This window comes from Oryzihumus sp. JJN4-3R, from assembly GCF_057747915.1.
Map to the genome: position 1 here is coordinate 1368188 of NZ_CM173229.1, position 25666 is coordinate 1393853.

Annotated in this window: 19 protein-coding genes; 8 read left to right on the forward strand and 11 right to left on the reverse strand. The window is 72.2% G+C overall.

Annotation, left to right across the window (positions count from 1 at the left end; all coding sequences use genetic code 11):
• Nucleotides 1–133: 133 nt before the first annotated feature.
• Together AC3ANM_RS06200 and AC3ANM_RS06205 are read left to right on the forward strand one after the other, a co-directional pair.
• Nucleotides 134–895: a class I SAM-dependent methyltransferase gene (locus AC3ANM_RS06200; RefSeq protein ID WP_488287269.1), complete on the forward strand. Its 762-nt coding sequence runs from the start codon at nucleotides 134–136 to the stop codon at nucleotides 893–895.
• Entirely contained in the window at nucleotides 892–2442 is a 1551-nt protein-coding gene (locus tag AC3ANM_RS06205) for a 1,4-alpha-glucan branching protein domain-containing protein (RefSeq protein WP_488287270.1), read from the forward strand. Before AC3ANM_RS06200 ends, AC3ANM_RS06205 begins: the two co-directional genes overlap by 4 nt.
• On the opposite strand, the gene AC3ANM_RS06210 is transcribed toward AC3ANM_RS06205, so the two are convergent.
• The 4 genes from AC3ANM_RS06210 to AC3ANM_RS06225 are packed head-to-tail and all read right to left on the reverse strand — an operon-like array spanning nucleotide 2429 to nucleotide 5205.
• Nucleotides 2429–3010 (reverse strand): acyltransferase, encoded by a 582-nt coding sequence (locus AC3ANM_RS06210; protein ID WP_488287271.1) that lies wholly within the window; start codon nucleotides 3008–3010, stop codon nucleotides 2429–2431. The genes AC3ANM_RS06205 and AC3ANM_RS06210 overlap by 14 nt on opposite strands.
• 2 nt (nucleotides 3011–3012) lie before the next feature.
• Complete coding sequence (locus AC3ANM_RS06215; protein WP_488287272.1) at nucleotides 3013–3969, reverse strand: class I SAM-dependent methyltransferase; 957 nt, start codon at nucleotides 3967–3969, stop codon at nucleotides 3013–3015.
• A gap of 4 nt (nucleotides 3970–3973) precedes the next feature.
• Nucleotides 3974–4753 (reverse strand): enoyl-CoA hydratase/isomerase family protein, encoded by a 780-nt coding sequence (locus AC3ANM_RS06220; RefSeq protein ID WP_488287273.1) that lies wholly within the window; start codon nucleotides 4751–4753, stop codon nucleotides 3974–3976.
• Entirely contained in the window at nucleotides 4750–5205 is a 456-nt protein-coding gene (locus AC3ANM_RS06225) for a T3SS (YopN, CesT) and YbjN peptide-binding chaperone 1 (RefSeq protein WP_488287274.1), read from the reverse strand. The genes AC3ANM_RS06220 and AC3ANM_RS06225 overlap by 4 nt, the downstream gene beginning before the upstream one ends.
• A gap of 35 nt (nucleotides 5206–5240) precedes the next feature.
• Between AC3ANM_RS06225 and glgX the strand changes: the two genes are divergently transcribed.
• Nucleotides 5241–7376 carry a glycogen debranching protein GlgX gene (gene glgX, locus AC3ANM_RS06230; RefSeq protein WP_488287275.1) on the forward strand — a complete coding sequence of 712 codons (2136 nt, stop codon included), beginning with the start codon at nucleotides 5241–5243 and terminating at the stop codon, nucleotides 7374–7376.
• A gap of 59 nt (nucleotides 7377–7435) precedes the next feature.
• On the opposite strand, the gene glgP is transcribed toward glgX, so the two are convergent.
• Complete coding sequence (gene glgP / locus AC3ANM_RS06235; RefSeq protein WP_488287276.1) at nucleotides 7436–10015, reverse strand: alpha-glucan family phosphorylase; 2580 nt, start codon at nucleotides 10013–10015, stop codon at nucleotides 7436–7438.
• 212 nt (nucleotides 10016–10227) lie between these two features.
• Here glgP and AC3ANM_RS06240 point away from each other — a divergent pair, with 212 nt between their 5' ends.
• Genes AC3ANM_RS06240 through pgm form a run of 5 tightly spaced genes read left to right on the forward strand, consistent with a single transcriptional unit; the run spans nucleotide 10228 to nucleotide 19401 of the window.
• Complete coding sequence (locus tag AC3ANM_RS06240; RefSeq protein WP_488287277.1) at nucleotides 10228–12246, forward strand: alpha-1,4-glucan--maltose-1-phosphate maltosyltransferase; 2019 nt, start codon at nucleotides 10228–10230, stop codon at nucleotides 12244–12246.
• Complete coding sequence (gene treS, locus AC3ANM_RS06245) at nucleotides 12246–13973, forward strand: maltose alpha-D-glucosyltransferase (protein WP_488287278.1); 1728 nt, start codon at nucleotides 12246–12248, stop codon at nucleotides 13971–13973. Before AC3ANM_RS06240 ends, treS begins: the two co-directional genes overlap by 1 nt.
• Nucleotides 13966–15384, forward strand: coding sequence for a maltokinase N-terminal cap-like domain-containing protein (locus tag AC3ANM_RS06250; RefSeq protein WP_488287279.1), 1419 nt, complete (start codon nucleotides 13966–13968; stop codon nucleotides 15382–15384). Before treS ends, AC3ANM_RS06250 begins: the two co-directional genes overlap by 8 nt.
• Nucleotides 15385–15391: 7 nt before the next feature.
• A complete protein-coding gene (gene glgB, locus AC3ANM_RS06255; RefSeq protein WP_488287280.1) occupies nucleotides 15392–17758 on the forward strand; it encodes a 1,4-alpha-glucan branching protein GlgB in 2367 nt (788 codons plus the stop codon).
• Nucleotides 17755–19401, forward strand: a complete 1647-nt coding sequence (gene pgm / locus AC3ANM_RS06260; protein ID WP_488287281.1) for a phosphoglucomutase (alpha-D-glucose-1,6-bisphosphate-dependent) — start codon at nucleotides 17755–17757, stop codon at nucleotides 19399–19401. Before glgB ends, pgm begins: the two co-directional genes overlap by 4 nt.
• A 343-nt stretch (nucleotides 19402–19744) precedes the next feature.
• On the opposite strand, the gene AC3ANM_RS06265 is transcribed toward pgm, so the two are convergent.
• From AC3ANM_RS06265 to AC3ANM_RS06290, 6 genes are read right to left on the reverse strand one after another with little or no spacing between them, the layout of a single operon-like run.
• Nucleotides 19745–20998: an ATP-grasp domain-containing protein gene (locus AC3ANM_RS06265; RefSeq protein ID WP_488287282.1), complete on the reverse strand. Its 1254-nt coding sequence runs from the start codon at nucleotides 20996–20998 to the stop codon at nucleotides 19745–19747.
• 27 nt (nucleotides 20999–21025) lie between these two features.
• Nucleotides 21026–21772: an esterase family protein gene (locus tag AC3ANM_RS06270; RefSeq protein ID WP_488287283.1), complete on the reverse strand. Its 747-nt coding sequence runs from the start codon at nucleotides 21770–21772 to the stop codon at nucleotides 21026–21028.
• A gap of 4 nt (nucleotides 21773–21776) precedes the next feature.
• Nucleotides 21777–22850 carry an alpha/beta hydrolase-fold protein gene (locus AC3ANM_RS06275; protein WP_488287284.1) on the reverse strand — a complete coding sequence of 358 codons (1074 nt, stop codon included), beginning with the start codon at nucleotides 22848–22850 and terminating at the stop codon, nucleotides 21777–21779.
• A gap of 10 nt (nucleotides 22851–22860) precedes the next feature.
• Nucleotides 22861–23847 carry a co-chaperone YbbN gene (locus AC3ANM_RS06280; RefSeq protein ID WP_488287285.1) on the reverse strand — a complete coding sequence of 329 codons (987 nt, stop codon included), beginning with the start codon at nucleotides 23845–23847 and terminating at the stop codon, nucleotides 22861–22863.
• A gap of 34 nt (nucleotides 23848–23881) precedes the next feature.
• Nucleotides 23882–24886 carry a DUF8094 domain-containing protein gene (locus AC3ANM_RS06285; RefSeq protein WP_488287286.1) on the reverse strand — a complete coding sequence of 335 codons (1005 nt, stop codon included), beginning with the start codon at nucleotides 24884–24886 and terminating at the stop codon, nucleotides 23882–23884.
• A complete protein-coding gene (locus AC3ANM_RS06290; protein ID WP_488287287.1) occupies nucleotides 24883–25653 on the reverse strand; it encodes a hypothetical protein in 771 nt (256 codons plus the stop codon). The genes AC3ANM_RS06285 and AC3ANM_RS06290 overlap by 4 nt, the downstream gene beginning before the upstream one ends.
• Nucleotides 25654–25666: the final 13 nt, after the last annotated feature.

A 25666-nucleotide genomic window follows, 5' to 3' on the forward strand; every position in this document is an offset into this window, starting at 1 on the left:
CGTAGGTTCGTGGTTCGTTGCTTCGGGTCATCCTGACAGTCCGCGGAGCCGGATTGAACGCCCCGGACCCGTGATGCCCGACACCACGATGTTACCCGCCGGTAGCATCGGTCGGACCATGACAGAGGTGAGCATGAGCACACCCGGACTGGGCGTCACCGGTGAGCGCACGGTGCCCGGCATCCCGGCGGAGAACTACTGGTTCAGGCGGCACGAGGCGGTGTATGCCGCCCTGCCGGGCTGGGTGCCGCGGGCCCCGTCCCGGGTGCTCGACGCCGGGTCCGGCGAGGGCTACGGCGTCGACCTGGCGGCCCGGCTGTGGCCCGGCGCGCGGGTCGTGGGACTGGACTACGACGCCGACGCCGTGAGCCACGCCCGCGCGACGTACGGCTCGCGGACGGCGAGCTTCCTGCGGGGGCCGCTGACCGCGATACCGTTGCAGGACAACGGTTTTGACCTGATCGTGTGTTTCCAGGTGATCGAGCACATCTGGAAGCCGCGCGAGCTCCTGGGCGAGCTGGCCCGGGTCGGTCGGCCCGGCGCCCGCGTCGTGGTCTCGACGCCGAACCGGCTGACCTTCTCCCCCGGGCTCGGCCGCCGGGAGCGACCTGCCAACCTGTTCCACACGCGCGAGTACGACGCGCTGGAGCTGGCCGGGCTGGTCGGCGAGACTGTGGAGGTGGAGTCCGTGCTCGGTGTCCGGCACGCGCCGCGGCTGGTGGCCTGGGAGGCCGCCCACGGCCCGCTCGTCGACGCCCAGCTCGCGGCGGCGCCGCAGGACTGGCCGGCGCCGCTGACCGACCTGGTCGGCTCCGTCACCGTGGCCGACTTCACCCTCGAGGAGACCGGGCTGGAGGACTGCCTCGACCTCGTCGTGGTGGGCCACGTCCGATGAGCGAGGCCGTCCCCGGGGCCTTCTGCCTGGTCCTGCACTCGCACCTGCCGTGGCTGCGCCACCACGGCGTCTGGCCGGTCGGCGAGGAGTGGCTGCACCAGGCGTGGGTGGAGAGCTACGTCCCGCTCGTGGCCGAGCTCGACGCCCTCGCCGCCGAGGGGCACCGCGACGTCCTGACGCTCGGGGTCACCCCGGTGCTGGCCGCCCAGCTCGATGACCCCGCCGCAGTGCTCGACGCCCGCACCTGGGCCGCCCTGTGGCAGCTGCGCTGCCGCGAGCTGGGCTTCGGGCAGGAGGGGCACCGCGGCGACATCGCGCGATACGAGTTCGCGTGCGCGACCCACGCGTCGGAGCAGCTGGAGACCCGCTGGCGCCACGGCGGCTCCCCGGTGCTGCGCTCGCTGCGCGACGCCGGCGTCGTCGAGCTGCTCGGCGGGCCGGCGACCCACCCGTTCCTGCCGCTGATGCTGCCCGAGGTCGCCGACGTCGCGCTGCAGGCCGGTCTGGGCGACGACCTGTGGCGCATGGGGCGGCCGGACGGCGGGCTCGGGCGGGGCATCTGGAGCCCGGAGTGCGGTTATGCCCCCGGACTCGCGCACCGGTTCGCCGACGCGGGCGTGAGCCACTTCCTCGTCGACGAGCAGACCGTCCGGGACAGCGGCGTGCACCCGCACGCGGGCTGGCGGGTCGACGGCACCGACGTGGTGGCGGTGGCCCGCGACCTGCCGGTCACCAACCTCATCTGGTCCTCGCGCGACGGCTACCCCGCGGCGGCGGCCTACCGCGACTTCCACGCCCGGGAGACCTACACCGGCATCCGGCTGTGGGCGATCACCGGCTCGGACGTCCCGCCGGCGGGCAAGGCCCCCTACGCCCCCGACGCCGCCTCGCGCCAGCTCGACCACGACGTCGCCCACTTCGTCGAGTCGGTCATCACCCGGCTGCGCACGGTTGCCGTCGAGCAGGGCCGGCCGGGGCTGCTCGTCGCCGCCTACGACACCGAGCTCTTCGGCCACTGGTGGCACGAGGGCCCGGCGTTCCTGGGCCGGGCGGTCCGCGCCCTGCGGGCGGCCGGGGTCTCCCTGACCACGCTGGACAAGGCCCTGGCCGGCGGCCACGTCGGCGGTGACGTGGAGCTGTCGGCCGGGTCCTGGGGCGCCGGCAAGGACTTCTCGGTGTGGAACGGCCCGGCGGTCGCCTCGATCGCCCACGAGAACGAGTGGCTCCAGCGCCGCTGGCTGGACGTCATGCGGCGCCAGACCCCGGAGCGCCTGCGGCTGCGGCGGCCCGACCTGGACCAGCTGCTGCGCACCCTGCTCAACGCGCTGAGCAGCGACTGGGCGTTCATGGTGACGCGGGACCAGGCGGTCGACTACGCCCGGCGGCGGGCCGAGGAGCACCGGATGGCCTTCCACCGGCTGGCCCAGCTCATCGAGGACGGCCGCGCGGAGTCGGCGCGGGCCGAGGCGGCACGGCAGGCAGCGACGGACAACAGCTTCCCGTGGCTGGACGCCCGGACCATCGCCGGCCCGTTCAGCGGGTCTTGAGGACCTTGGCCGGGACCCCGCCGATGATCGACCGCGTCGGGTAGGCACCTCGAGCGACGGCGCCCGCCGCGACGACCGAGCCGGCCCCCACGTCGGTGCCCCGCAGGACCGTCACCTTGGTGCCGATCCACACGTCGTCCCCGATGCGCACCGGGGTCTTGACGATGCCCTGGTCCTTGATGGGGACGGTGAGGTCCTCGATGCGGTGGTCGAAGTCGCAGACGTAGACGTCGTCGCCGAGCAGGCAGGCGGTGCCGATGGTGATGTCGAGGTAGGTGTTGATCGTGTTGCGGATGCCGATGACGGACTTCGCCCCGATCCGCAGCGTGCCCTCGTGGGCGCGGACCCGGGCCCCCTCGCCGAAGTGGACGTAGGGGCCGATCACCATCCGGCCGAAGCCGGGCCGCACCTCGAAGCGCACGTTGCGGGCGATGAAGACCGGCCCCTCGAAGCGCAGGCCCGGGTTGCGCACCCGGGCCCGCGCCATCCGCAGGTAGCTGAGCAGGTTGTGCCGCCCCCACGCGCGGTGGGCGACGACCCAGCCGACGGAGCGGAGGAACCCACCCACGCTCAGCCGGGCTTCACGCCGGTGATGCCGACGTTGTAGAACAGCTCGTCGGGCACGACCCGGGACAGCACCCGGTCCAGCGCCGAGAGCCGCTTCCACGAGCCGTAGGCGAACATCGCCCAGTTCCAGCCCAGCGCGCCGGGCTTGACCGCGGCCTCGAACGTGCGCACCGGCCACCCGAGCAGGGCGGCGGTGAGCTCCTCCGTCGTCGTGGAGACGTCGACCGCGCCGGCCCGCAGGGCGGTCCGGGCGAGCTCGTCGGGGTCGAACGTGTGCAGGTCGACCACGGCCTCGAGGGCGGCGGCCCGGGAGGCCTCGTCAAGGGCCTCCTTGTCCTTGGCCCACTTCTCGCGCAGCGGCGACAGCTGGGTCACGGCCGTGGTGGCCTTCCAGGTCAGCCGGCCGAGGTGGCGGGCGTACCAGTCCCCCACCTTGGTCGGCTCGCCGGCGATGACGAACCGTCCGCCGGGCTTGAGCACCCGCAGCATCTCCCGGAACGCCTGCTCGACGTCGGGGATGTGGTGGATGACCGCGTGCCCGACGACGACGTCGAACGTGTCGTCGTCATAGGGGATCCGCTCGGCGTCGGCGACCCGGCCCTCGACGGTGAAGCCGAGCTTGGTGGCGTTGACCTTGGCCGCCTCCACCATGCCCGGGGACAGGTCGGTGACGTGCACCTCGTCGAGCACCCCGGCCTGCTTGAGGTTCAGGGAGAAGAACCCGGTGCCGGCGCCGAGCTCGAGCGCCGTGCCGTAGGGCCAGCCCTGCGTGCCCGCGATCGCCTCGAAGCGACCCCGGGCGTAGTCGGTGCACCGCTCGTCGAACGAGATCGACCACTTGTCGTCGTAGGTCTGGGCCTCCCAGTCGTGGTAGAGCACCTGGGCCAGCTTGTTGTCCTGGTAGGCGCGCTCCACCTCCTCGGCGGAGGCAGCCGTCGTGCTGTGTGCCGTGTTGCCCAATGTCCTACCGACCCTCGAACTTCGCCTTGCCGGGACCTTGCTCGACGAACGAGGTCATGCCGATCTCCCGGTCCTTCGTCGCGAAGAGGCCGGCGAACTGCATGCGCTCGATCTCCAGGCCGGTCTCGAGGTCCACCTCGAGACCGCGGTCGACGGCCTCCTTGGCCGCGCGGATCGCGTAGGCCGGGCCACCGACATAGGGCTCGACCCGTCGCCGGGCCGCCGCGTAGACCTCGCCGGCGTCGACCACCTCGTCGACCAGGCCGATGCGCAGCGCCTCGTCGGCCGGGACGAACCGGCCGGAGAAGATGATCTCCTTGGCCCGGGCCGGACCGACCAGGCGGGCCAGGCGCTGGGTGCCACCGGCGCCGGGGATGACCCCGAGCAGCACCTCGGGCTGGCCGAGCTTGGCGTTCTCGCCGGCGACCCGGAAGTCGCAGGCCAGCGCCAGCTCGCAGCCGCCGCCGAGGGCGTAGCCGGTGATCGCGGCCACCGTCGGCTTGGGGATCCGCGCGATCGCGGTGAAGGCGGACTGCAGCGCGGCGGAGCGGTCGACCATGTCCGTGTAGGACATGGTCTGCATCTCCTTGATGTCGGCGCCCGCGGCGAAGACCTTCTCGCCGCCGTAGACGATGACCGCGGAGACGTCGCGCCGGGAACCGGCCTCGGCCGCCACCTCGCGCAGCTCCTCCTGCACCTGCACGTTGAGGGCGTTCATCGGCGGCCGCTCCAGCCGGATGGTGCCGATACCCGCCTCGACCTCGAACCGGACGAGCTCGGTCACGCCTCGCCCTCCGGCTCGCCGCCGCCGCTGAGGGACTCGTGCCACATCTGGACCGCCGACAGGATCAGCTGGATGGTGACCTGGAGCAGCACGGTCAGGTCGCTGCCCTGGCCGATGACGTGCTCGCCGGTGACGACCAGGGTGCCGTTGGCCAGGCCGGCCTTGACGACGTTGAGCCGCAGGGTGAGGTCGTTGCAGGCGCGCAGCTGGGCCAGCTCGTCCTGCGGGATGTCGTCGCCGACCTGCCACTGGCCGAACACGCGCATGATGGTGAAGTCACCCTCCATGCAGCGCACGAACATGGTCTGGCCGTTGACCTTGAACGCGACATCGCCGTCGTCGTCGATGTCGGGCTCCAGTCCCGCATCGAGCAGGATGTCCAGGACGCGCCCGCGCAGCGGGTGCTCGTCCGGCGGAGGGGCAAAGTTCGGCAACGACGTCGGATCAGTCATGTGCCCCACCGTAGTCAGTGCCTACGCTGATCACCATGCGCCCCACCCCGCGTCGTTCCGTGGACCTGCCGCCGCCGCTGGGTGCCACGCTGCGGCCGGACGGGGTCTCGTTCAGCGTCTACGCCGGCCACGCCGAGGGGCTGGAGATCTGCCTGTTCGACGCCGAGGACGCCACCGGTGAGAGCGAGCGCCGGATCCGGCTGAACCAGCGCACCCACGGCACGTGGTTCGGCTTCGTCCCGGGCATCGGTGCAGGTCAGCGGTATGCCGTGCGCGCCCACGGCGCATGGCGCCCCGCCGAGGGGCTGCGCTACAACCCGGCGAAGCTGCTGGTGGACCCCTACGCCCGGGCCCTGGACGGGCAGGTCACGTGGCGCCCGGAGGTCTTCGGCCACGTCGTCGACGACCAGCTCCGGGGCGAACCGGACGTCCGCGACGGCCGTGACAGCGCGGCATACGTCCCCAAGGGTGTCGTCGTGGACGACACCTTCGACTGGGGGGACGACGCGCCGCCCGGGGTGCCGTGGGCCGAGACCGTCCTCTACGAGACGCACGTGCGCAACCTGACCCGCCGCCACCCCGGCGTGCCCGAGCACCTGCGCGGCACCTACGCCGGGCTCGCGCACCCGGCCACCCTCGAGCACCTCACCTCCCTGGGCGTGACCAGCGTGGAGCTGCTGCCGGTGCACGCGTTCACCAGCGAGCCGGCGCTGGTGCAGCGCGGTCTGGTCAACCACTGGGGCTACAACACCCTCGGCTTCTTCGCCCCGCACCTGCCGTATGCCGCGGACCCCGACCCCCAGGGCGGCCTCGACGAGTTCAAGGGCATGGTCAAGCTGCTCCACGCCGCCGGCCTGGAGGTGATCCTGGACGTCGTCTACAACCACACCTGCGAGCAGGCCCGCCACGGCGCCACGCTGTCGCTGCGCGGCCTGGACAACCGCGCCTACTACCGGCTCGACGAGCGCGGGCAGGACATCGACGTCACCGGCTGCGGCAACACCGTGGACCTGCGCCACCCCATGGCGGTGCGCCTCGTGCTGGACTCGCTGCGCTACTGGGTCGACGAGTGCCATGTCGACGGCTTCCGGTTCGACCTGGCGGTGGCGCTGGGCCGCGGGCGCGACGACGGCTACGACCCCGACCACCCCTTCCTGGTCGCCCTGCGCACCGACCCGACCCTCTCGCGGGTCAAGCTGATCGCCGAGCCGTGGGACGTCGGCATCCACGGGTGGCGCACCGGGCAGTTCCCCCCGCCGTTCGTGGAGTGGAACGACCGCTTCCGCGACACGGCGCGCACGTTCTGGCTGCCCGACATGGGGCGCTCGGCCCAGGCGCAGCCGGGCCACGGGGTGCGCGAGCTCGCCACGCGGATGGCCGGGTCGCAGGACCTGTTCGGCGCCCGGGACCGGGGGCCGCTCGCCTCGGTCAACTTCGTGGCCGCCCACGACGGGTTCACCATCGCCGACACCACCGCCTACGCCCACAAGCACAACGGCGCCAACGGCGAGGGCAACCGCGACGGCCACGACGACAACCGCTCGTGGAACCACGGGGCGGAGGGCCCCTCCCCCGACCCGGGCATCATCGCCGCCCGGCAGCGCTCGATGCGCAACCTGATCGCCACGACGCTGCTGGCCACCGGCGTGCCCATGATCAACGGCGGGGACGAGATCGGGCGCACCCAGCGGGGCAACAACAACGCCTACTGCCAGGACAACGACATCTCCTGGTACGACTGGGACCTGCAGCCGTGGCAGCGCGACCTGCTGGAGACCACGCAGTTCCTCACCCACCTGCGGGCCACCCAGCCGGTCCTGCGCCAGCGCTCGTTCTTCACCGGGCGCCCTGCCCACGCCGACGGCACGGCCGACCTCGAGTGGTACTCCGCCGACGGGCTGCGCATGCACCACGGCGTCTGGGAGGACCCCCGGGTGCGCACCCTGACGATGTTCCTGGACGGCTCGGAGCTGGACTCCGAGTCCTTCCTCGTGGTGCTCCACGGCGGGGCCGACCCGGTCGAGGTGGTCCTGCCCGGGCACGCCGGCGTGGCCACCTACCAGCTGCTCTGGGACAGCTCGTGGGAGACGCCCTACCCCGGCAGCAAGATCGAGCCCGGGCCGGTGGAGGTCGGCGCCGCCAGCATCCAGCTGTATGCCGTGCACCCCTGACGCAGACACACGAAGGGCCCTGACGCAGCGCGTCAGGGCCCTTCGGCGTCTCCGCCGGGTCAGGCGTTGGCGACCAGGCCCATCTCGGTCTGGTTGGCCATGTGGGGGTGCTTGGGCAGCACGCGCACGGTGTAGCCGAAGGCCCCGGTGCGGCTGAGCACGAGGTCACCCTCGAAGCGGTGCCGGCCGGCCTCGTAGGACTCGGCGTAGGCCAGCGGCGCGGTCTCGATGTCGCGCAGCTCGTCGGACTCGGAGGTGCGTCCGTGCACGACCTGCACGTCGACCTCGGAGGGGTCGAGCCCGTCGAGGCTGACGAAGGCGCGCACGTGCAGCTTGTCGCCGACCTGCGGGGAGTCCGAGACACCCGAGGACTCCACGTGGTCCACGCGGACCCCGCCCCACGAGGCGCGCACGCGGGCCTTGTAGGCGGACAGGTCACGGGCACCGTCGAAGGCCGGGCCGTTGAGCGCCCAGCCGGCCTGGGCGGCCGGGCCGTAGAGGCGCTCGGTGTAGTCGCGGACCATCCGGCTGGCCAGCACCTTGGGGCCCAGCGTGGACAGCGTGTGCTTCATCATCGCCAGCCAGCGCTGGGGCAGGCCGTCGGCGTCGCGGTCGTAGAACCGGGGCGCGACCGAGCCCTCGATGAGCTCGTAGAGGGCGGCGGCCTCGAGGTCGTCGCGACGCTCGGGGTCCTCGACGCCGTCAGCGGTCGGGATGGCCCAGCCGTTCTCGCCGTCGTACCACTCGTCCCACCAGCCGTCGAGGATCGACAGGTTGAGGCCACCGTTGAGCGCGGCCTTCATGCCCGACGTGCCACAGGCCTCGAACGGGCGCAGCGGGTTGTTCAGCCAGACGTCGCAGCCCGGGTAGAGGTACTGCGCCATGGCGATGTCGTAGTTGGGCAGGAAGACGATGCGGTGCCGGACCTCGGGGTCGTCGGCGAACTTCACCATCTGCTGGATGAGCTTCTTGCCGGTCTCGTCGGCCGGATGGCTCTTGCCGGCGATGACGAGCTGGATCGGGCGCTCGGGGTCCAGCAGCAGCTTCTTCAGGCGCGCGGGGTCGCGCAGCATGAGGGTCAGCCGCTTGTAGGTCGGCACGCGCCGGGCGAAGCCGATCGTGAGCACGTCGGGGTCGAGGACGTCGTCGATCCAGCCGAGCTCGGCCGGGCTCGCGCCGCGCTTGAGCCAGGAGGAGCGCATCCGGCGGCGTGCCTCGACGACGAGCTGGTCGCGCATCTCGCGCTTGGTCGCCCAGATGTCGTCACCGGGCACGCTGGCGATCCCGTCCCAGGCGTTGTCCCGGGAGACCTCGGTCGTGCCCAGGTGGCGGGACGCGAGGTCGTAGACGCGGTGGTCGACCCAGGTCGGGGCGTGGACGCCGTTGGTGATGCTCGTGATCGGCACCTCGGTGTCGTCGAAGCCCGGCCAGAGCCCGTCGAACATGTGCCGGCTCACGACGCCGTGGAGCTGGGAGACGCCGTTGGCGCGCTGGGCCAGGCGCAGGCCCATGACGGCCATGTTGAAGATGCCGGCCTGGCCACCGGGGTAGTCCTCGGCACCGAGGGTGAGCAGCCGCTCGACCGGGACGCCGGCGAAGGCGTTGTCGCCGCCGAAGTAGAGCTGGATCTGGTCGGCCCCGAAGCGGTCGATGCCGGCCGGGACGGGGGTGTGCGTGGTGAACACCGTGGAGGCGCGCACGGCCTCGAGGGCGGCGTCGAAGTCCATGCCCTGGTCGGCGGCGAGCTCACGGATCCGCTCGACGCCGAGGAAGCCGGCGTGGCCCTCGTTGGTGTGGTAGACGTCCGGGGCCGGGGCGCCGGTGAGGCGCGACCACAGGCGCAGCGCGCGCACGCCACCGATGCCGAGCAGCATCTCCTGCTGGAGGCGCTGCTCGCCGCCGCCGCCGTAGAGGCGGTCGGTGATGCCGCGGGCGGCGTCGTCGTTGTCCTGCACGTCGGAGTCGAGCAGGAGCAGCGGGACGCGGCCGACCTGGGCCTTCCAGACGTGGGCGGCGAGGGTGCGCCCGCCGGGCAGGTCGATGGTGATGGTGCAGGGGGTGCCGTCGGCCTCGCGCAGCAGCGACAGCGGCAGGCCGTCGGGGTCGAGGACGGGGTAGGTCTCCTGCTGCCAGCCGTCGAGGTTGAGCGACTGCTTGAAGTAGCCGGTCTTGTAGAACAGGCCGACGCCGACGATCGGCACGCCGAGGTCCGAGGCGGACTTCAGGTGGTCGCCGGCGAGGATGCCCAGGCCGCCGGAGTACTGCGGCAGCACCTCGGTGATGCCGAACTCGGGACTGAAGTAGGCGATGGCGCGCGGGGCGCCGCCCTCGACGGCCTCGGCCCAGCGCTGGTACCAGCGCGGCTCGGTGGTGTAGCGCTCGAGGTCGGCCGCAGCGGCGTCGACCTTGGCGACGAACGCGTCGTCGGCGGCGAGCGCAGCCAGCTCGTCGGCCGAGAGGGCGGACAGCAGCCGGACCGGGTCCTTGCGGACCTTGCGCCACCGCTGCGGGTCGATCTCCGAGAAGAGCTCGCGGGTGGTCGGGTGCCAGGACCAACGCAGGTTGCTGGCGAGATCACCGAGGGCCGAGATGCGCTCGGGCAGGACGGTGCGGACACTGAAGCGTCGGATGGCCTTCACGGTCGGCAAGGGTAAGCGCACGTCCGCCGGTTTGTCAGTTTCTTGCAACGCTTGCATGTTTCTTGCAACCACCGGGACTCCTGCGACCAAAGGTGACCGGGCGCGATCGACCGGAGGTGACGGTGCGCGATACCCCTGGTGTCGGCGGCCCGGTGGCATCCACCGGTCGGGCAAGGGATGCGCTGCGCGGCAGAACGAGTAGCGTCGGACCCGTGACAGCGAGCCCCCTGCCCACTGCCCAGCGCCCGGTCGGGCGCATCCCTGTCCTCGAGGTCGCACCATCGGTCGACTGCGGGACCAGGCCGGCGAAGTCGGTCGTCCACGAGGAGTTCGAGGTCACCGCCACGGTGTTCCGCGAGGGGCACGACGCCGTCAACGCCACCTGCGTCCTGACCGACCCCGACGGCGTCGAGCAGCAGCTGCCGATGACCCTGGTCTCGGCCGGCCTCGACCACTGGGCGGTCACGGTCCGCGCCGACCGCCCCGGGACGTGGAGCTACCGCGTCGAGGGCTGGTCCGACCCCTACCGCACCTGGGAGCACGACGCCTCGATCAAGGTCGCCGCGGACGTCGACACCGAGCTGATGCTGGAGGAGGGGGCGCGCGTCCTGGAGCGCTCCCTGGCCGAGGTCAGGCGCGACAAGGCCCACGCCAAGGTCCTCAAGGACGCCATCAAGGCGCTGCGCGACACCACGCGCCCGCCCGCCGCGCGGATCGCCGGCGGCACCGCCCCCGAGGTCGAGCGCGAGATGGCCGCGCGGCCGCTGCGCGACTACGTCAGCCCCAGCCCCGAGCACCCGTGGCTCGTCGAGCGCGAGCGCGCCCTGTATGGCGCGTGGTACGAGATCTTCCCCCGCTCCGAGGGTGCCACGAAGGACCCAAAGACCGGGCTGTGGACCTCGGGCACGTTCGCCACGGCGGAGCGGCGCCTGCCCGCCATCGCCGACATGGGCTTCGACGTGGTCTACCTGACGCCGGTGCACCCGATCGGCAAGGTCAACCGCAAGGGCCCCAACAACACCCTGGACGCCGGTCCGCACGACCCCGGCTCGCCCTACGCGATCGGCTCCGCCGAGGGCGGTCACGACGCGATCCACCCCGACCTGGGCGACTTCGACGACTTCGACCACTTCGTGGCCGAGGCCGGGCGGCTCGGCCTCGAGGTGGCCCTCGACATCGCCCTGCAGTGCGCCCCCGACCACCCGTGGGTCGACAAGCACCCGGAGTGGTTCACCACCCGCGCGGACGGCTCCATCGCCTACGCGGAGAACCCGCCGAAGAAGTACCAGGACATCTACCCGGTCAACTTCGACAACGACCCGGCCGGGATCTACGCCGAGGTCCGCCGGGTCATCCAGGTGTGGATCGACCACGGCGTCACGATCTTCCGCGTCGACAACCCCCACACCAAGCCGGTGGAGTTCTGGGAGTGGATCATCGCCGACGTGGCCAAGGACCACCCCGAGGTGATCTGGCTGGCCGAGGCGTTCACCAAGCCGGCGATGATGCACACGCTGGCCAAGGTCGGCTTCCAGCAGTCCTACACGTACTACGCGTGGCGCAACACCAAGTGGGAGCTCGAGGAGTACTGCACCGAGCTCGCCGGGCCGGCAGCCGCCTACATGCGGCCCTCGTTCTGGCCGACCACGCACGACATCCTCACGCCGTTCATGCAGTACGGCGGGCCGACGGCGTGGAAGCTGCGCGCCGCCCTGGCCGCGATGCTCGTGCCGACCTACGGCATCTACGCCGGCTACGAGCTCGTCGAGCACGTGGCCCGCCCCGGGGTCGAGGAGCAGATCGACAACGAGAAGTACGAGTTCAAGGACCGCCGCTGGGCCGACTACGAGGAGGGCGGCCCGAAGGAGGGCCTCTCCCTGGCGCCCTACCTCAAGCGGCTCAACGAGATCCGGCGCGCGCACCCGTCGCTGCGCTGGCTGCGCAACCTGCGCTTCCACCACGCCGACGACGCCAACGTCATGTGCTTCTCCAAGCGCCGCAACGTCGACGGGCGCGACGACGTCGTGATCGTCGTCGCCAACCTCGACCCCCACGCGACCCGGGAGACATGGGTGCACCTGAACATGCCCGAGCTCGGCATGAGCTGGACGGAGTCCTTCGTGGCTCATGACCTCATCACCGGCAACAGCTGGCACTGGGGTGAGCACAACTTCGTCCGGCTCGGGCCCGACTCCGAGCCCGTGCACGTCATCCACGTGAGGAGGTTCTGATGCAGGGGCTGAACCTCTCCCAGCCGGGCCTGAAGCACGACCCGCAGTGGTTCCGCAAGGCGGTCTTCTACGAGGTGCTGGTGCGGGCCTTCGCCGACTCCAAGGGCTCCGGCGCCGGCGACTTCACCGGCCTGATCCAGCGGCTGGACTACCTGCAGTGGCTGGGCATCGACTGCCTGTGGCTGCCGCCGTTCTACGCCTCCCCGCTGCGCGACGGCGGCTACGACATCTCCGACTACACGGCGGTGCTGCCCGAGTTCGGGACGCTGCCGGAGTTCACCGAGCTGGTCTCCCAGGCCCACGCCCGCGGCATCCGCATCGTCACCGACCTGGTCATGAACCACACCAGCGACCAGCACCCGTGGTTCCAGGCCTCGCGCTCGGACCCCAAGGGTCCCTACGGCGACTTCTACGTGTGGTCCGACACCGACGACAAGTACGCCGACGCCCGGATCATCTTCGTCGACACCGAGGTGTCCAACTGGACCTTCGACCCGATCCGGCGGCAGTTCTTCTGGCACCGGTTCTTCTCCCACCAGCCGGACCTCAACTTCGAGAACCCTGCCGTCCAGGACGCGATGTTCGACGTCGTCCGCTTCTGGATGGACCTCGGCATCGACGGCTTCCGGCTGGACGCCGTGCCCTACCTCTTCGAGGAGGAGGGCACCAACTGCGAGAACCTCCCCAAGACCCACGAGTTCCTCGCCCGGCTGCGCAAGATGGTCGACGAGGAGTACCCGGGCCGGATCCTGCTCGCCGAGGCCAACCAGATGCCGGCCGAGGTCGTGGACTACTTCGGCACCCCGGAGGAGCCGGAGTGCCAGATGTGCTTCCACTTCCCGGTGATGCCGCGGATCTACTACTCCCTGCGCGAGGAGAAGGCCGCGCCGATCATCGACGTCCTGGCCGACACCCCGCCGATCCCGCCCGGCACCCAGTGGGGCACCTTCCTGCGCAACCACGACGAGCTCACCCTCGAGATGGTCTCGCCGGAGGAGCGGGCGGCGATGTACGGCTGGTACGCCCCCGACCCGCGGATGCGCGCCAACGTCGGCATCCGCCGCCGGCTGGCGCCACTGCTGGACAACTCCCGCGCCGAGATGGAGCTGATCCACGCGCTGGTGCTCTCGCTGCCCGGCTCGCCGTGCCTCTACTACGGCGACGAGATCGGCATGGGCGACAACATCTGGCTCACCGACCGTGACGCGGTGCGCACGCCGATGCAGTGGACGCCGGACCGCAACGCCGGCTTCTCCAGCGTCGACCCCGGCAAGCTCTACCTGCCGGTCATCTCCAGCCTCGTCTACCACTACAACAACGTGAACGTCGAGGCCCAGATGGCGCACAGCTCCTCGCTGCTGCACTGGGTCCGGGCCATGCTGCACGTGCGCTCGCAGCACCCGGTGTTCGGCCTCGGCGACTTCGAGGTGTGCCCGGCGTCCAACGACGGGGTGCTGGCGTTCCTGCGCACGGTGGAGGCCGACCCGTCCGAGGGCATCGAGGCCGACACGGTGCTGTGCATCAACAACCTCACCAGCCGCCCGCAGGCCTCGACCATCAGGCTCCCGGAGAAGTTCAAGGCCGGCCAGCTGGTCGACCTCTTCGGCGGCACCGGCTTCCCCCAGGTCTCCGACGACGGCACGGTCACCGTCACGATGGGCTCGCGGGACTTCTTCTGGCTGCGGGTCCGACCCGGCAGCCCGAGCCCCGGAGCGGCCCGTGACTGACGTGCGGGCCACCCTCACCCCCTCCTTCGCCGAGTTCCTCCCGGCGTGGGTGGCCCAGCAGCGCTGGTACCCCGGCAAGGGCCGGCAGCCGGTGCTGCGGCGGGTGGGGGGCCTGCGCCTGCAGGACCCGGAGGGCGAGGTGGGCATCGAGGTCCACCTCGTCGCCGAGGACTCAGGCGGCGGCACGTCGATCTACCAGCTGCCGTTCACCTACCGCGCCGAGCCGCTGCCCGGCGCGGAGCACGCGCTGGTGGCGCACTGCCGGCACAGCCAGCTCGGCGACCGGTGGGTCTACGACGGTCCGCACGACCCGGCATACACCGCAGCCCTGCTGCGGCTCGTCCTCGAGGAGGGCCGGGTCGAGTCCGACTGGGGGCCCGACCACGGCAACGCGACGGGCCACCGGCAGCCCGGCGCCGACGTGGGCCGGATGAGCAGCTCCCGCGTCCTGCGCGGCGAGCAGTCCAACACCTCGATCATCTTCGAGATGGTCGACGCCGACGGCCGGCCGACGAAGCCGTTGATCTGCAAGGTGTTCCGGGCCCTGCACGACGGGGACAACCCCGACGTCGTGGTGCAGTCCGCCCTTGCGTCGGCCGGTTCGCTGCTCGTGCCGCAGCCCGTCGGCCACGTCTCCGGGCAGTGGCCGGACACCCGCACGACCACCGGTATGGCGAGCGGTCACCTCGCGTTCGCCCAGGAGTTCCTGCCGGGCGTCGAGGACGCCTGGCGCGTGGCCCTGGACGCGGTCTCCGCCGGTGAGGACTTCAGCGACCGGGCCCGCGCGCTGGGCCGGGCCACCGCGGAGGTGCACGCCACCCTGGCGCAGGCGCTGCCGACCCGGCCGGCCACGGAGGCCGACGTCCGCGCGGTGGTCGAGGGGATGCGCGCGCGTCTGGCCGCCGCGACCACCGAGGCACCAGCCCTGGCCGCCTTCGACCGGGACGTCGCGCAGCTGTTCACCGCCGCGGCGCAGGCCAGCTGGCCCGCGCTGCAACGGATCCACGGCGACTACCACCTCGGCCAGGTTCTCGACGTGCCGGGCCGCGGCTGGGTGCTGCTGGACTTCGAGGGCGAGCCGCTGCGGCCGCTGCCGGAGCGCAACCGCCCGGACCTCGCCCTTCGCGACGTGGCCGGCATGCTGCGCTCCTTCGACTACGCCGCCGGCTCCTGGGAGCAGGCCCACCCGGGGCAGTCGGCCGCGTGGTGGGCCAGCAGCGCCCGTGAGGCGTTCCTCGACGGCTACGCCGAGGGCACCGGCCACGACCCGCGCGCGGACTCCGCGCTGCTGGAGGCGCTCGAGGTCGACAAGGCGCTGTACGAGGTCGTCTACGAGGCACGCAACCGGCCGACCTGGCTCACCATCCCGACGACGGCCATCGCCCGGCTGGTCAACCGACACAAGGAGTGACCCCGACGTGACTGCAACCCCACCGCTGCACCCCTCCCCCGTCAGCCGCCACGAGCTCGACCAGGTGGTGACCGGGGTGCACCACGACCCCCACACCGTCCTCGGCCCCCACGTGCACGAGGGCTCGGTGACGCTGCGCGTGCTGCGCCCGCTCGCCCGCGGGGTCGTCGCCCTGCTGCCCGACAAGACCCGCGTGCCGCTGACCCACGAGCGTGAGGGCGTCTGGGCGGCCGTGCTGCCTGTGACCGAGGTCCCCGACTACCGCCTCGAGGTCACCTGGGAGGACGGGATCGCCCACCGCCAGGACGACCCCTACCGCTTCCTGCCCACCCTCGGCGAGGTCGACCTCCACCTCATCGGCGAGGGGCGGCACGAGCAGCTGTGGACCGTGCTCGGCGCCCACGTGCGCGAGTACGACGGCCCGATGGGCCACGTGCGCGGGACCTCCTTCGCCGTGTGGGCCCCCAACGCCCGCGCCGTGCGGGTGGTCGGCGACTTCAACCAGTGGGACGGCTCGACCCACCCGATGCGCTCGATGGGCGGCTCCGGCGTGTGGGAGCTGTTCATCCCCGACGTCGCCGAGGGCAACCGCTACAAGTTCGAGGTCCTCGGCTCCGACGGGCACCGCCGGGTCAAGGCCGACCCGATGGCCCGCGCCACCGAGCGCCCGCCCGCGACGGCGTCGGTCGTGACCTCCTCGGACTACCAGTGGGGCGACGACGCGTGGATGGCCCACCGGGCCGGCCACGACCCGCACACCGGGCCGATGAGCGTCTACGAGGTCCACCTGGGCTCGTGGCGCCAGGGGCTGGGCTACCGCGACCTGGCCGAGCACCTGGTCAACTACGTCAAGGACCTCGGCTTCACCCACGTGGAGTTCCTGCCTGTCATGGAGCACCCCTACGGGCCGTCGTGGGGCTACCAGGTCACCGGCTACTACGCCCCGACCTCGCGCTTCGGCTCCCCCGACGAGTTCCGCCACCTCGTGGACCTGTTGCACCGCAACGGGATCGGCGTGCTGCTCGACTGGGTGCCCGCGCACTTCCCCAAGGACGCCTTCGCCCTCGCCCGCTTCGACGGGCAGGCGCTCTACGAGCACCCCGACCCCCGCCGCGGCGACCAGCCCGACTGGGGCACCCACGTCTTCGACTTCGGCCGGCCGCAGGTGCGCAACTTCCTCGTCGCCAACGCGCTCTACTGGCTCGAGGAGTTCCACATCGACGGCCTGCGGGTCGACGCCGTCGCCTCGATGCTCTACCTGGACTACTCCCGCAAGGAGGGGCAGTGGTCGCCGAACGTCTACGGCGGCCGCGAGCACCTCGAGGCGGTGCAGTTCATCCAGGAGACCAACGCCACGGCATACAAGCGGGTGCCCGGCATCATGATGATCGCGGAGGAGTCCACCTCCTGGCCGGGCGTCAGCCGGCCGACGCACCTCGGCGGCCTCGGCTTCGGGCTGAAGTGGAACATGGGCTGGATGCACGACTCGCTGGAGTACGTGCACCACCAGCCGGTGCACCGGCAGTACCACCACCACCAGATGACGTTCTCGCTGATGTACGCGTGGAGCGAGAACTTCGTCCTGCCGATCAGCCACGACGAGGTCGTCTACGGCAAGGGCTCGCTGCTGCGCAAGATGCCCGGCGACCGGTGGCAGCAGCTGGCCAACCTGCGTGCCTACCTGGCCTCGATGTGGTCCCACCCCGGCAAGCAGCTGCTCTTCATGGGCGCCGAGTTCGGCCAGGAGGGCGAGTGGGCCGACGGCCGCAGCCTGGACTGGTGGCTGCTGGACCAGCCGGCGCACTACGGCGTGCACGCGCTGGTCAAGGACCTCAACACGATCTACCAGTCCCACCCCGCGCTGTGGGAGCTCGACCACAAGCCCGAGGGGTTCCAGTGGATCGACGCCAACGACGCGGCCGGGAACACGTTCTCCTGGCTGCGTTTCGGGGCCTCGACGGGCACCGGGCCGCGCCCCGTGGTCGCCAGCATCATCAACTTCAGCGGCACCCCGCACCACCAGTACCGCATCGGCCTGCCGCACCCGGGGCGCTGGAACGAGGTGCTCAACACCGACGCCGAGCACTACGGCGGCTCCGGGGTCGGCAACTTCGGCGCGGTCGAGGCCGAGGAGGTGCCGTGGCACGGTCAGCCGTACTCCGCGGTCGTCACCCTGCCGCCGCTGGCCGCCCTGTGGCTCGTGCCGGACCTCGGCCCTGCCGAGGCGGCGTTGCCCGGCTCGGTCGCCGAGCCCACGGCCGTGACCGAGTCCGTGACGTCGACCGGGTCCGTGGCCACAGCCGCGCCGGGGTCCGCGTCCGCGTCGGTGACCGCATCCGCCGCGGCGCCGGACCGCAGGCAGGAGGAGCGATGAACGACCCCCGCGCCGGCACGCCGGCCCAGCCGGCCGACCTCGTCGACGTCGCCCACCTCGTCACGGCCTACTACACCGGTGTCCCCGACCCGGCCGACCCCGACCAGCGGGTGGCCTTCGGGACCTCCGGCCACCGCGGCAGCAGCCTGCGCACGGCGTTCAACGAGGCGCACATCCTCGCCACGACGCAGGCGATCTGCGACTACCGGCGCGAGCAGGGCTACGACGGCCCGCTCTTCCTCGGCCGCGACACGCACGGGCTGTCCGAGCCCGCCTGGTCCTCGGCGCTGGAGGTGCTCGCCGGCAACGACGTCACCGTCCTGGTCGACGACCGCGACGGCTACACGCCCACCCCGGCGGTCTCGCACGCGATCCTGAGGGCCAACCACGGCAAGCGCCCCGGCGCTGCGGGGCTGGCCGATGGCATCGTCGTCACCCCCTCGCACAACCCGCCCAGCGACGGCGGCTTCAAGTACAACCCGCCCAACGGCGGGCCGGCCGACACCGACGCCACGTCGGTCATCGCCGCACGTGCCAACGCGTTGATCGAGGCCGGACTCGACGGGGTCAAGCGGGTGCCGTTCGCCCGCGCCCGCCGCCTCGCCGACAGCTACGACTTCCTGGGCAGCTACGTCGACGACCTGCCCCACGTGGTGGACATGCAGCGCATCCGCGAGGCGGGGGTGCGCATCGGCGCCGACCCGCTGGGCGGGGCGAGCGTGGCCTACTGGGGCGAGATCGCCGAGCGCCACGGCCTGGACCTGACCGTGGTCAACCCGCTGGTCGACCCCACGTGGCGCTTCATGACGCTGGACTGGGACGGCAAGATCCGCATGGACTGCTCCTCCCCCTCGGCGATGGCGAGCCTGATCGACCAGCGCAGCGCCTACGACCTCGCCACCGGCAACGACGCCGACGCCGACCGGCACGGCATCGTCACCCCGGACGCCGGGCTGATGAACCCCAACCACTACCTTGCCGTGGCCATCCACTACCTCTACGGCGGGGCCCGGCCGGGCTGGTCGGCCGACGCCGCCATCGGCAAGACCCTGGTGTCCTCCTCGATGATCGACCGGGTGGCCGAGGCGGTCGGGCGAACGCTCACCGAGGTGCCCGTGGGCTTCAAGTGGTTCGTGCCCGGCCTGATCGACGGCTCGATCGCCTTCGGCGGCGAGGAGTCCGCCGGTGCCTCGTTCCTGCGCCGTGACGGCTCGGTGTGGACCACCGACAAGGACGGGATCATCCTCGCGCTGCTCGCCTCGGAGATCCTGGCCGCGACCGGGCGCACCCCGAGCGAGCACTACGCCGACCTCACGGCGCGCTACGGCGACCCCGCCTACGCCCGCGTCGACGCGCCCGCCAACCGCGAGGAGAAGGCCCGGCTGGGGCGCCTGTCCCCCGACGCAGTGAAGGCCGAAACCCTTGCGGGAGAGGCGATCACGGCCCGGCTGACCACCGCCCCCGGCAACGGCGCCGGCATCGGCGGCCTGAAGGTGACCACCGAGCACGCGTGGTTCGCCGCCCGCCCCTCGGGCACCGAGGACGTCTACAAGATCTACGCCGAGTCGTTCAAGGGGCCGGAGCACCTCGCCCAGGTGCAGGCCGAGGCGCGGGAGGTCGTCTCCGCAGCCCTCGCCGGCTGAGCCCGGCTCCCGGTATGCCGTGTGGCCGCCCCCCCCGGGGAGGCGGCCACACGGCATACCCGCGTCCGGGCCAACCCGCGCCCATCGCCCCGACCCGCGCCGGGGTCTACCCCCCCGTTGCCCACCAACCCCGACGTTGCCTCCCAACCAACGCCCTGCCCACCAACCCCCGCTTTGCCCACCAACCCCGGGGATGCCGCACCGACCCGCCGGGCGCCCGCGGGGTCGGCACGACAACCGACGGGTCGCGGCGCAGAACGGGGGTCGGCGGGCGATTCGGCGGTCGCTTGGCGATTCAGGGGTCGGTGGGCACGGAGGGGCGGCGTGCGGGCGCGCCAATGGGTCAGCGGGCCAGGCGGGCGTCCTCCTCCTTGACCCACAGGCCGACCAGGCCGCGGAAGTGGGCGAGGAACTGCTCCTGCTCGTGCGCCGGGTAGGTCGAGCGCACCGTCGAGGTGAGCAGGGCGTCGAAGTCGGGTGACTGCACCCACTCCAGCACCATCGCGTCGACGTCGGGCAGGGACGTCGCACAGAACTCCTCGTAGCGGACCACGTCGAAGTGCTCGTCCGCGAGGCGTTGGTACTCCTCGAGCTTGGCCTCGTAGCCCAGCAGCGGGTCGTCGGCGATGGCGAACCACGGCGCCGGGTCGACCTGGGTGCGTGCCGCGCGACCCGTGGCCAGGCAGAACGCCGACCACTTCAGCAAGGCCTTCATCGCCCACGGGAAGTAGTAGTGCAGCGACGTGACGGCCACGTCGGGGCAGGCGTTGGCGTAGTCGATGGGGTGGACCACGCCGTCCTTGACGAGCATCTCGCAGGAGTTGAACTCCCACCGGAAGAACGCGTTGACGGTCTGCGCGATGGTCCGGGCCTCCGCACCCACGGAGGGCGAGAGGAAGTCGTGCGACACGGCATACCGCTCGTGCATCGGCCGCTCGGGCTGGAACTTCATCACCATGGTCTCCGGCCCGATGGTGAGCGCGCGGGCGAAGACGTCGTAGCCGTCGACCGCCTGCTGCAGGTGCATGAGCATCTCGCCGGAGTCGTCGTAGGCGGCGTGCAGCTCCTTGCGGTCGCGGATCATCGAGACGCCGCGCCACGCCCCGCCGTCGAACGGCTTCATGAACATCGGGTAGCCCAGGCCGTCGGCGATGGCGTCGAGGTCGAACGGCTTGTTGTAGCGCGAGGACGTGTAGGCCCAACGCACGTTGTCGACCGGGTTCTTGTAGGGCACCAGGACGGTCTCGGGCACGTGCATGCCCAGGCGCAGCAGGGCGCAGTAGGCCGAGTGCTTCTCCATCGCCTGGAACGTGAACGGCGAGTTGAGCAGGTAGACGTCGTCCATGAGCGCGACCTTCTTCAGCCACTCGCGCGGGTGGTAGTACCAGTGCGCGAGCCGGTCGATGACGAGGTCCTGCCGCGGTTTGTCGCGCAGGTTGAACGGCTCGATGGTCACCCGCTCGGTGGTGAAGGAGTGCTCGTCACCGGCGGCGTCGCGCACCACCCCCAGCCGGCGGGCCAGCGCCTCGAAGGCGGTGGGCCAGTCCTCCTCGGCACCCAGCAGCAGGCCGATCAGGTGCGTGGTCGCGCTCCCCATGCTCACTCCTTCGACGAGTCGGACGGATCAGACGAACCTCGGTAGGTGGTGGGCCAGCTGACGCTGCCACCACGGCCAGTCATGGGCGCTGTCGCTGCCCCAGAGGTCGAGCTGGTGGGTGATCCCCTTGTCCCGCAACAGTTCCGCGAACCGCAGAGTCGATGGGAGCGCCCCCGTCGGATGCGTCTCCCAGGCGCCCTGCCCGACCACCAGCAGCACCGACAGGCGCGAGCGCAGCCATGCCAGGTGGTCCCCCTGCAGGCCGGCGACGTAGTCCGTGGGGTTGGCGAAGTAGGCCTGCTCGCCGCGCTCACCCCAGGCGTTCCACTCCCCCACGTCGTAGTTGCCGGACAGCCCGATGGCCAGCGGCGCGAGGTCGGCGCGCTGGAACGCGAAGTGGACCGCGTGGTAGGCGCCCATGGAGACACCGAGGGTGACCAGCTGCTGCGCCCCACCGAGCTGCCCGAACACCCACGGGACCGCGGCCTCCACGAGCCACGACTGGTAGGCCCCGTGCCGCCGGGCCCGCTCCTCGATCGACTGCGAGCTGTCGGACCAGGTCAGCGCGTCGAGGGAGTCCACGCAGAAGAACGACACCCGGCCGGCGTCCACCAGGCCCTGGACCGCCGCGAGCATGCCGTTGGCGGCGAAGTCCTCGGCGCAGCCCGCCTCGCTCGGGAAGACCAGCACCGGCCGGCCCCAGTGGCCATGGCGGACGATCCCGAGCCGGCGGTCCGTGCCCGGGACGGCGAGCTCCACCCGGCCGCCCTGCATGACCTCATCCTTGCGCCATCCAGCAATCCCGCAAGACGTGCGTGAGGTGGGGGTCCAGGGCGTCGCGCCACGCGACGTAGTTGTGCAGGTCCGCCACCTCGGCGTGGCGGACGTGGTGGCCGGCCCGCGCCAGCGCGGCCGCCATGGCCCGGTTGTTGGCCGCGTTCTCCTCCAGGGCCCCGCACGTCAGCCCCACCACCAGCGGGTGGTCGGTATGCCGGGTGTCCAGCACCGCGCGCACCTGGTCCACGATCCGGGGGAACCACGGGAAGTCCCGCTCCATCCCGTCGAGCGTGGCCTGGAAGAAGGAGCCGGACTGGCTGAACACGGCCCCGACGACCGGGCCGGCCCGCAGCGCCGCGAGCAGGGCGGTCAGGCCGCCCAGGCTGGCGCCCATGAGCGCGACCGGCGCGGACACGGCATACCGCTCCTGCAGGGTGGACAGCACCGGGCCGGTGAGGCTGCGCAGGTACTGCGGCGAGCCGGAGTACCAGGCGTTGCGCCGCACCGGGTGCATCAGCGCGACCCGGTGCCGCGGGAGGACCCCGTCGGCGACCTGCACGGCGCAGTAGCGCGTCAGCGAGGCCATCACGTCGTACTCCGGGCCGTCCTGGACCACCAGCAGCGGCATCGGCTCGCCGGGCTCGGCGTCGGACGGCTCCCAGACCGTCACCGGCAGCGGGTCGGGGACCTCGCCCTGGACCTGGAGGGCGGTCCAGCGACCCGGCACCCCGGGCCGGGACAGCCACGCCGGCGCGGCGTAGCCCGGCAGCTCGACCACCGAGCGCGGGCCGAACGCCGTCTCGACCCGCACCGGGTTGCCCGGGTCGACCACGGTCGTGGTGCCGGCCGCGTCGGTGGCCGCGAAGGTGTACTCCAGGCGCTGCAGCGGGGGCCGCGGCAGGCGCAGCTCCCACCGCCCGTCCCGCCGGGCCAGCTCGTGCGTGCGCGCCGGGACCACCGAGTCCACCTCCAGCCGCACGGCGGTGAAGCGGTGGTCGGGGTCGGGCAGGCGGAAGCGGACCCATCGGTCGAGGACCTTGGGCGGGTCTGGCTTCCGGCGGGCGCCGGGGGTCACCGGGGCTGGCTCAGAACAGCGCGCTCATGAGCGCGCCGCGGGCCTTGCGCACGCGCTCGTCGTGGGTCCCGACGACCTCGAACAGCTCGAGCAGGTGCTCGCGCACGGCGTTGCGCTCGTCGCCGGCGGTGACCCGGACGAGGTCGATGAGCCGGGCGAAGGCGTCCTCGACGTGCCCGCCGAGGACGTCGAGGTCGGCCACCAACGTCTGGGCGGCGACGTCCTCCGGTGCGGCGGCCGCGGCGGCGCGCGCCTGCTGCAGGTCGGCGCCGGCGGTGCGCTGCATCAGCTTGACCTGGGCCAGGCCCAGCTTGGCCTCGGCGTCGGCGGGGTTCTCCAGGAGCGCCCGCTCGTAGGCGGCGACGGCGGCGTCGAGGTCGTCGCGCTCGATGGCGTCGTAGGCCTCCTGGATCAGCGGCGGCAGGGGCTCCTCGACGGGCTCCTCGGCTCCCTCGGTAGCCGCCTCCGCCGTGACGTCGACGCGCCCGGTGACGCCGTGCTGGACGGCGAGCTCGAGCAGCTTGCCGACGACGGCTTCGACCTGCGCCCGGGGCTGCGGCCCGGCGAACAGCGGCACCGGCTGGCCCTGGACCAGGCCGAGGGCGACGGGCACCCCGTCGACCTGCACGGCCTGCATCAGCGCGGAGGCCAGGCCCGGGCTCACGTCGGCGTCGACGGAGACCATCCGGAAGCGACCCTCGAAGGCGCGCGCCACGTCCTCGACCAGGTCGGCGAACTCGGCCGTGCCCGGCTGGGAGGACGCCCACACGATGACCACGGCCGGCACGCTGACCGAGCCGTTGACCACCGCCGGGAACGACGCCTCGGTCGCCTCCACCCGCAGGCCGTCACCGGAGCCGCCTGCCCCACCGGAGGCACCGCGGGGCGCGCCACCGGGGCCACCGGCCGGCGTCGGGTTGGAGCCCGACGGTCGGGCCAGGGAGGACAGGTCCACGGCGCCGCGCAGGGCCGCGGCGTTGAAGGGCTGCGAAGTCATGGCGCCATTGTCCCTGATGCGCCGGGCCGGTGGGTCAGGAGCCCGAGGCCGACACCAGGTGCTCGGTCGCGCCGACCAGGTTGGCCTGGCCGGAGCCCTTCGGCACCGCCAGGACGACCATCTCCAGCGTCGTCATCGTGGCCTTGTTGGTCAGCTTCTTCTTGCCCGGGACCAGGGCGGTGAACTGCTTCGGCGCCGCCAGGGAGCTGCCCGACTTCTTCACGGTGAAGGTGTCGTTGCGCTCCAGCACGCCGAAGACGAGCGCGCCGCCACCGTTCTGCGCGATCGCGTAGACCGAGCCGGGCACGACCTTGTGCTGCTGGGTGAACGAGGCGAACTTGCTCACGTCCGAGGACTGCTTCGCCGCGTTGGCGCGCACCTGCGTGGCGAAGCGGTCCTCCGCGTAGGGCGGGTTGGCGACCTTGGCCGCCGGGAAGGACAGGCCCTTGGCGTAGGCCTCGAGCAGGGCCTGGGGGGCCATCGCGAGCTCCTTGCCGTCGTTGACCAGCGCGGACCCGCTGGCCAGCGAGGTGAACGAGCGCACGCTGGTGCCCGGCAGCATCGTGGCGGACTCGGCGATGCGGTAGGGCGTCCGGGCGTCCGGGGAGGTCAGGACGTGCAGCACCGGCAGGCCGCCCTTCTCGGGCACCGTCTGGACCACGATGACCCGGGGGAAGCCGGCACCGCGCGGCAGCGCCAGCACCCGGGGCTGCTCGGGGGCGATCGCCGGCGAGCTGCCCGCGCTGGTCGGGTCGACCGAGGCCAGCTTGGCGTCGGCGATGGCCGCGGTGAGCGCCGGGCCGCTGAAGGCCACCCCGCGCGCTTCCTTGACGTTGGCGGTGGACCCGTGACCGGCCTGGCCGGCCGCCGTGAAGACGCGGTCGACGATGCCCTGGGCCTGGGCCGGCGTCACCGACGCGATGTCGGTCACCGGGGCCGGCGGCTCGTGCACGCCCACCAGGGCCTTGCCGACGCCACAGCCGGACAGGGTGGCGCCCAGCACGGTGGCGATGGCGACAGTGGTGAGTCGGCGGTTCACGCCTCCACCTCCTTGGCGTCGGTGGGGTCGTCCCCGTCCTCGGACTCACCCGCGTCGGACTCGTCCTCGTCGGCCCGGCGGCCACGCTGCGGCAGGCGCGTCGCCGCGGCACGCCTCCGGTGGCGGCTGCTGCGGCTGGTGGCCCCCGGCTCGGGGGCGGCGGGAGCGGTGACGTCCTGCCACACGAAGAAGCCGGCACCGGCGGCCAGCAGCGCGCCGACCACGAGCAGGAGCAGGGACAGGAAGAACCAGGTCTTGTGGTGCCAGCTGATGGTGACGTCGAGGTCGGCCAGCGGGGCCCCGCCCTGGGAGGAGACGATGAGCGTCTCCGGGCCCTGGCCCTGGGGGACCACGACGCGAGCCGTGCCGCGCGCCTGCGTGCTCACCCGCCATACGTCGGCCTGGGTGAGGTCGGGCATGGGGCTGCTGCCCACGCGCTGCGTGCTCACCGCACCGGAGGGCCAGGAGACGCCGCTCACGCTGGTGCGCTTGGCGTCGCGCACCACCGCGGTGGCGTCGGACTGGCCGGCGAGGCCGACCCACAGGGGGCCGCCGTCGGTCCGGGTCACGCTGACCTCGGCCGGGACGTCCAGGGCGTTGAGCACCTTCGGCTCGACGGCGAGGGCGCCGGTCTGGCTCAGGCGGGCGCTGAAGGCGGCCTCCCCCGAGGGGCCGAGGGTGACGCAGAGCCACAGGCCGAGCAGCGCGAAGGCTGCGCCCAGCACGGCCACCGAGAGGCCGAGGGCGCGTCGCGTCGCAGTGGTCACGATCAGTCCTTCG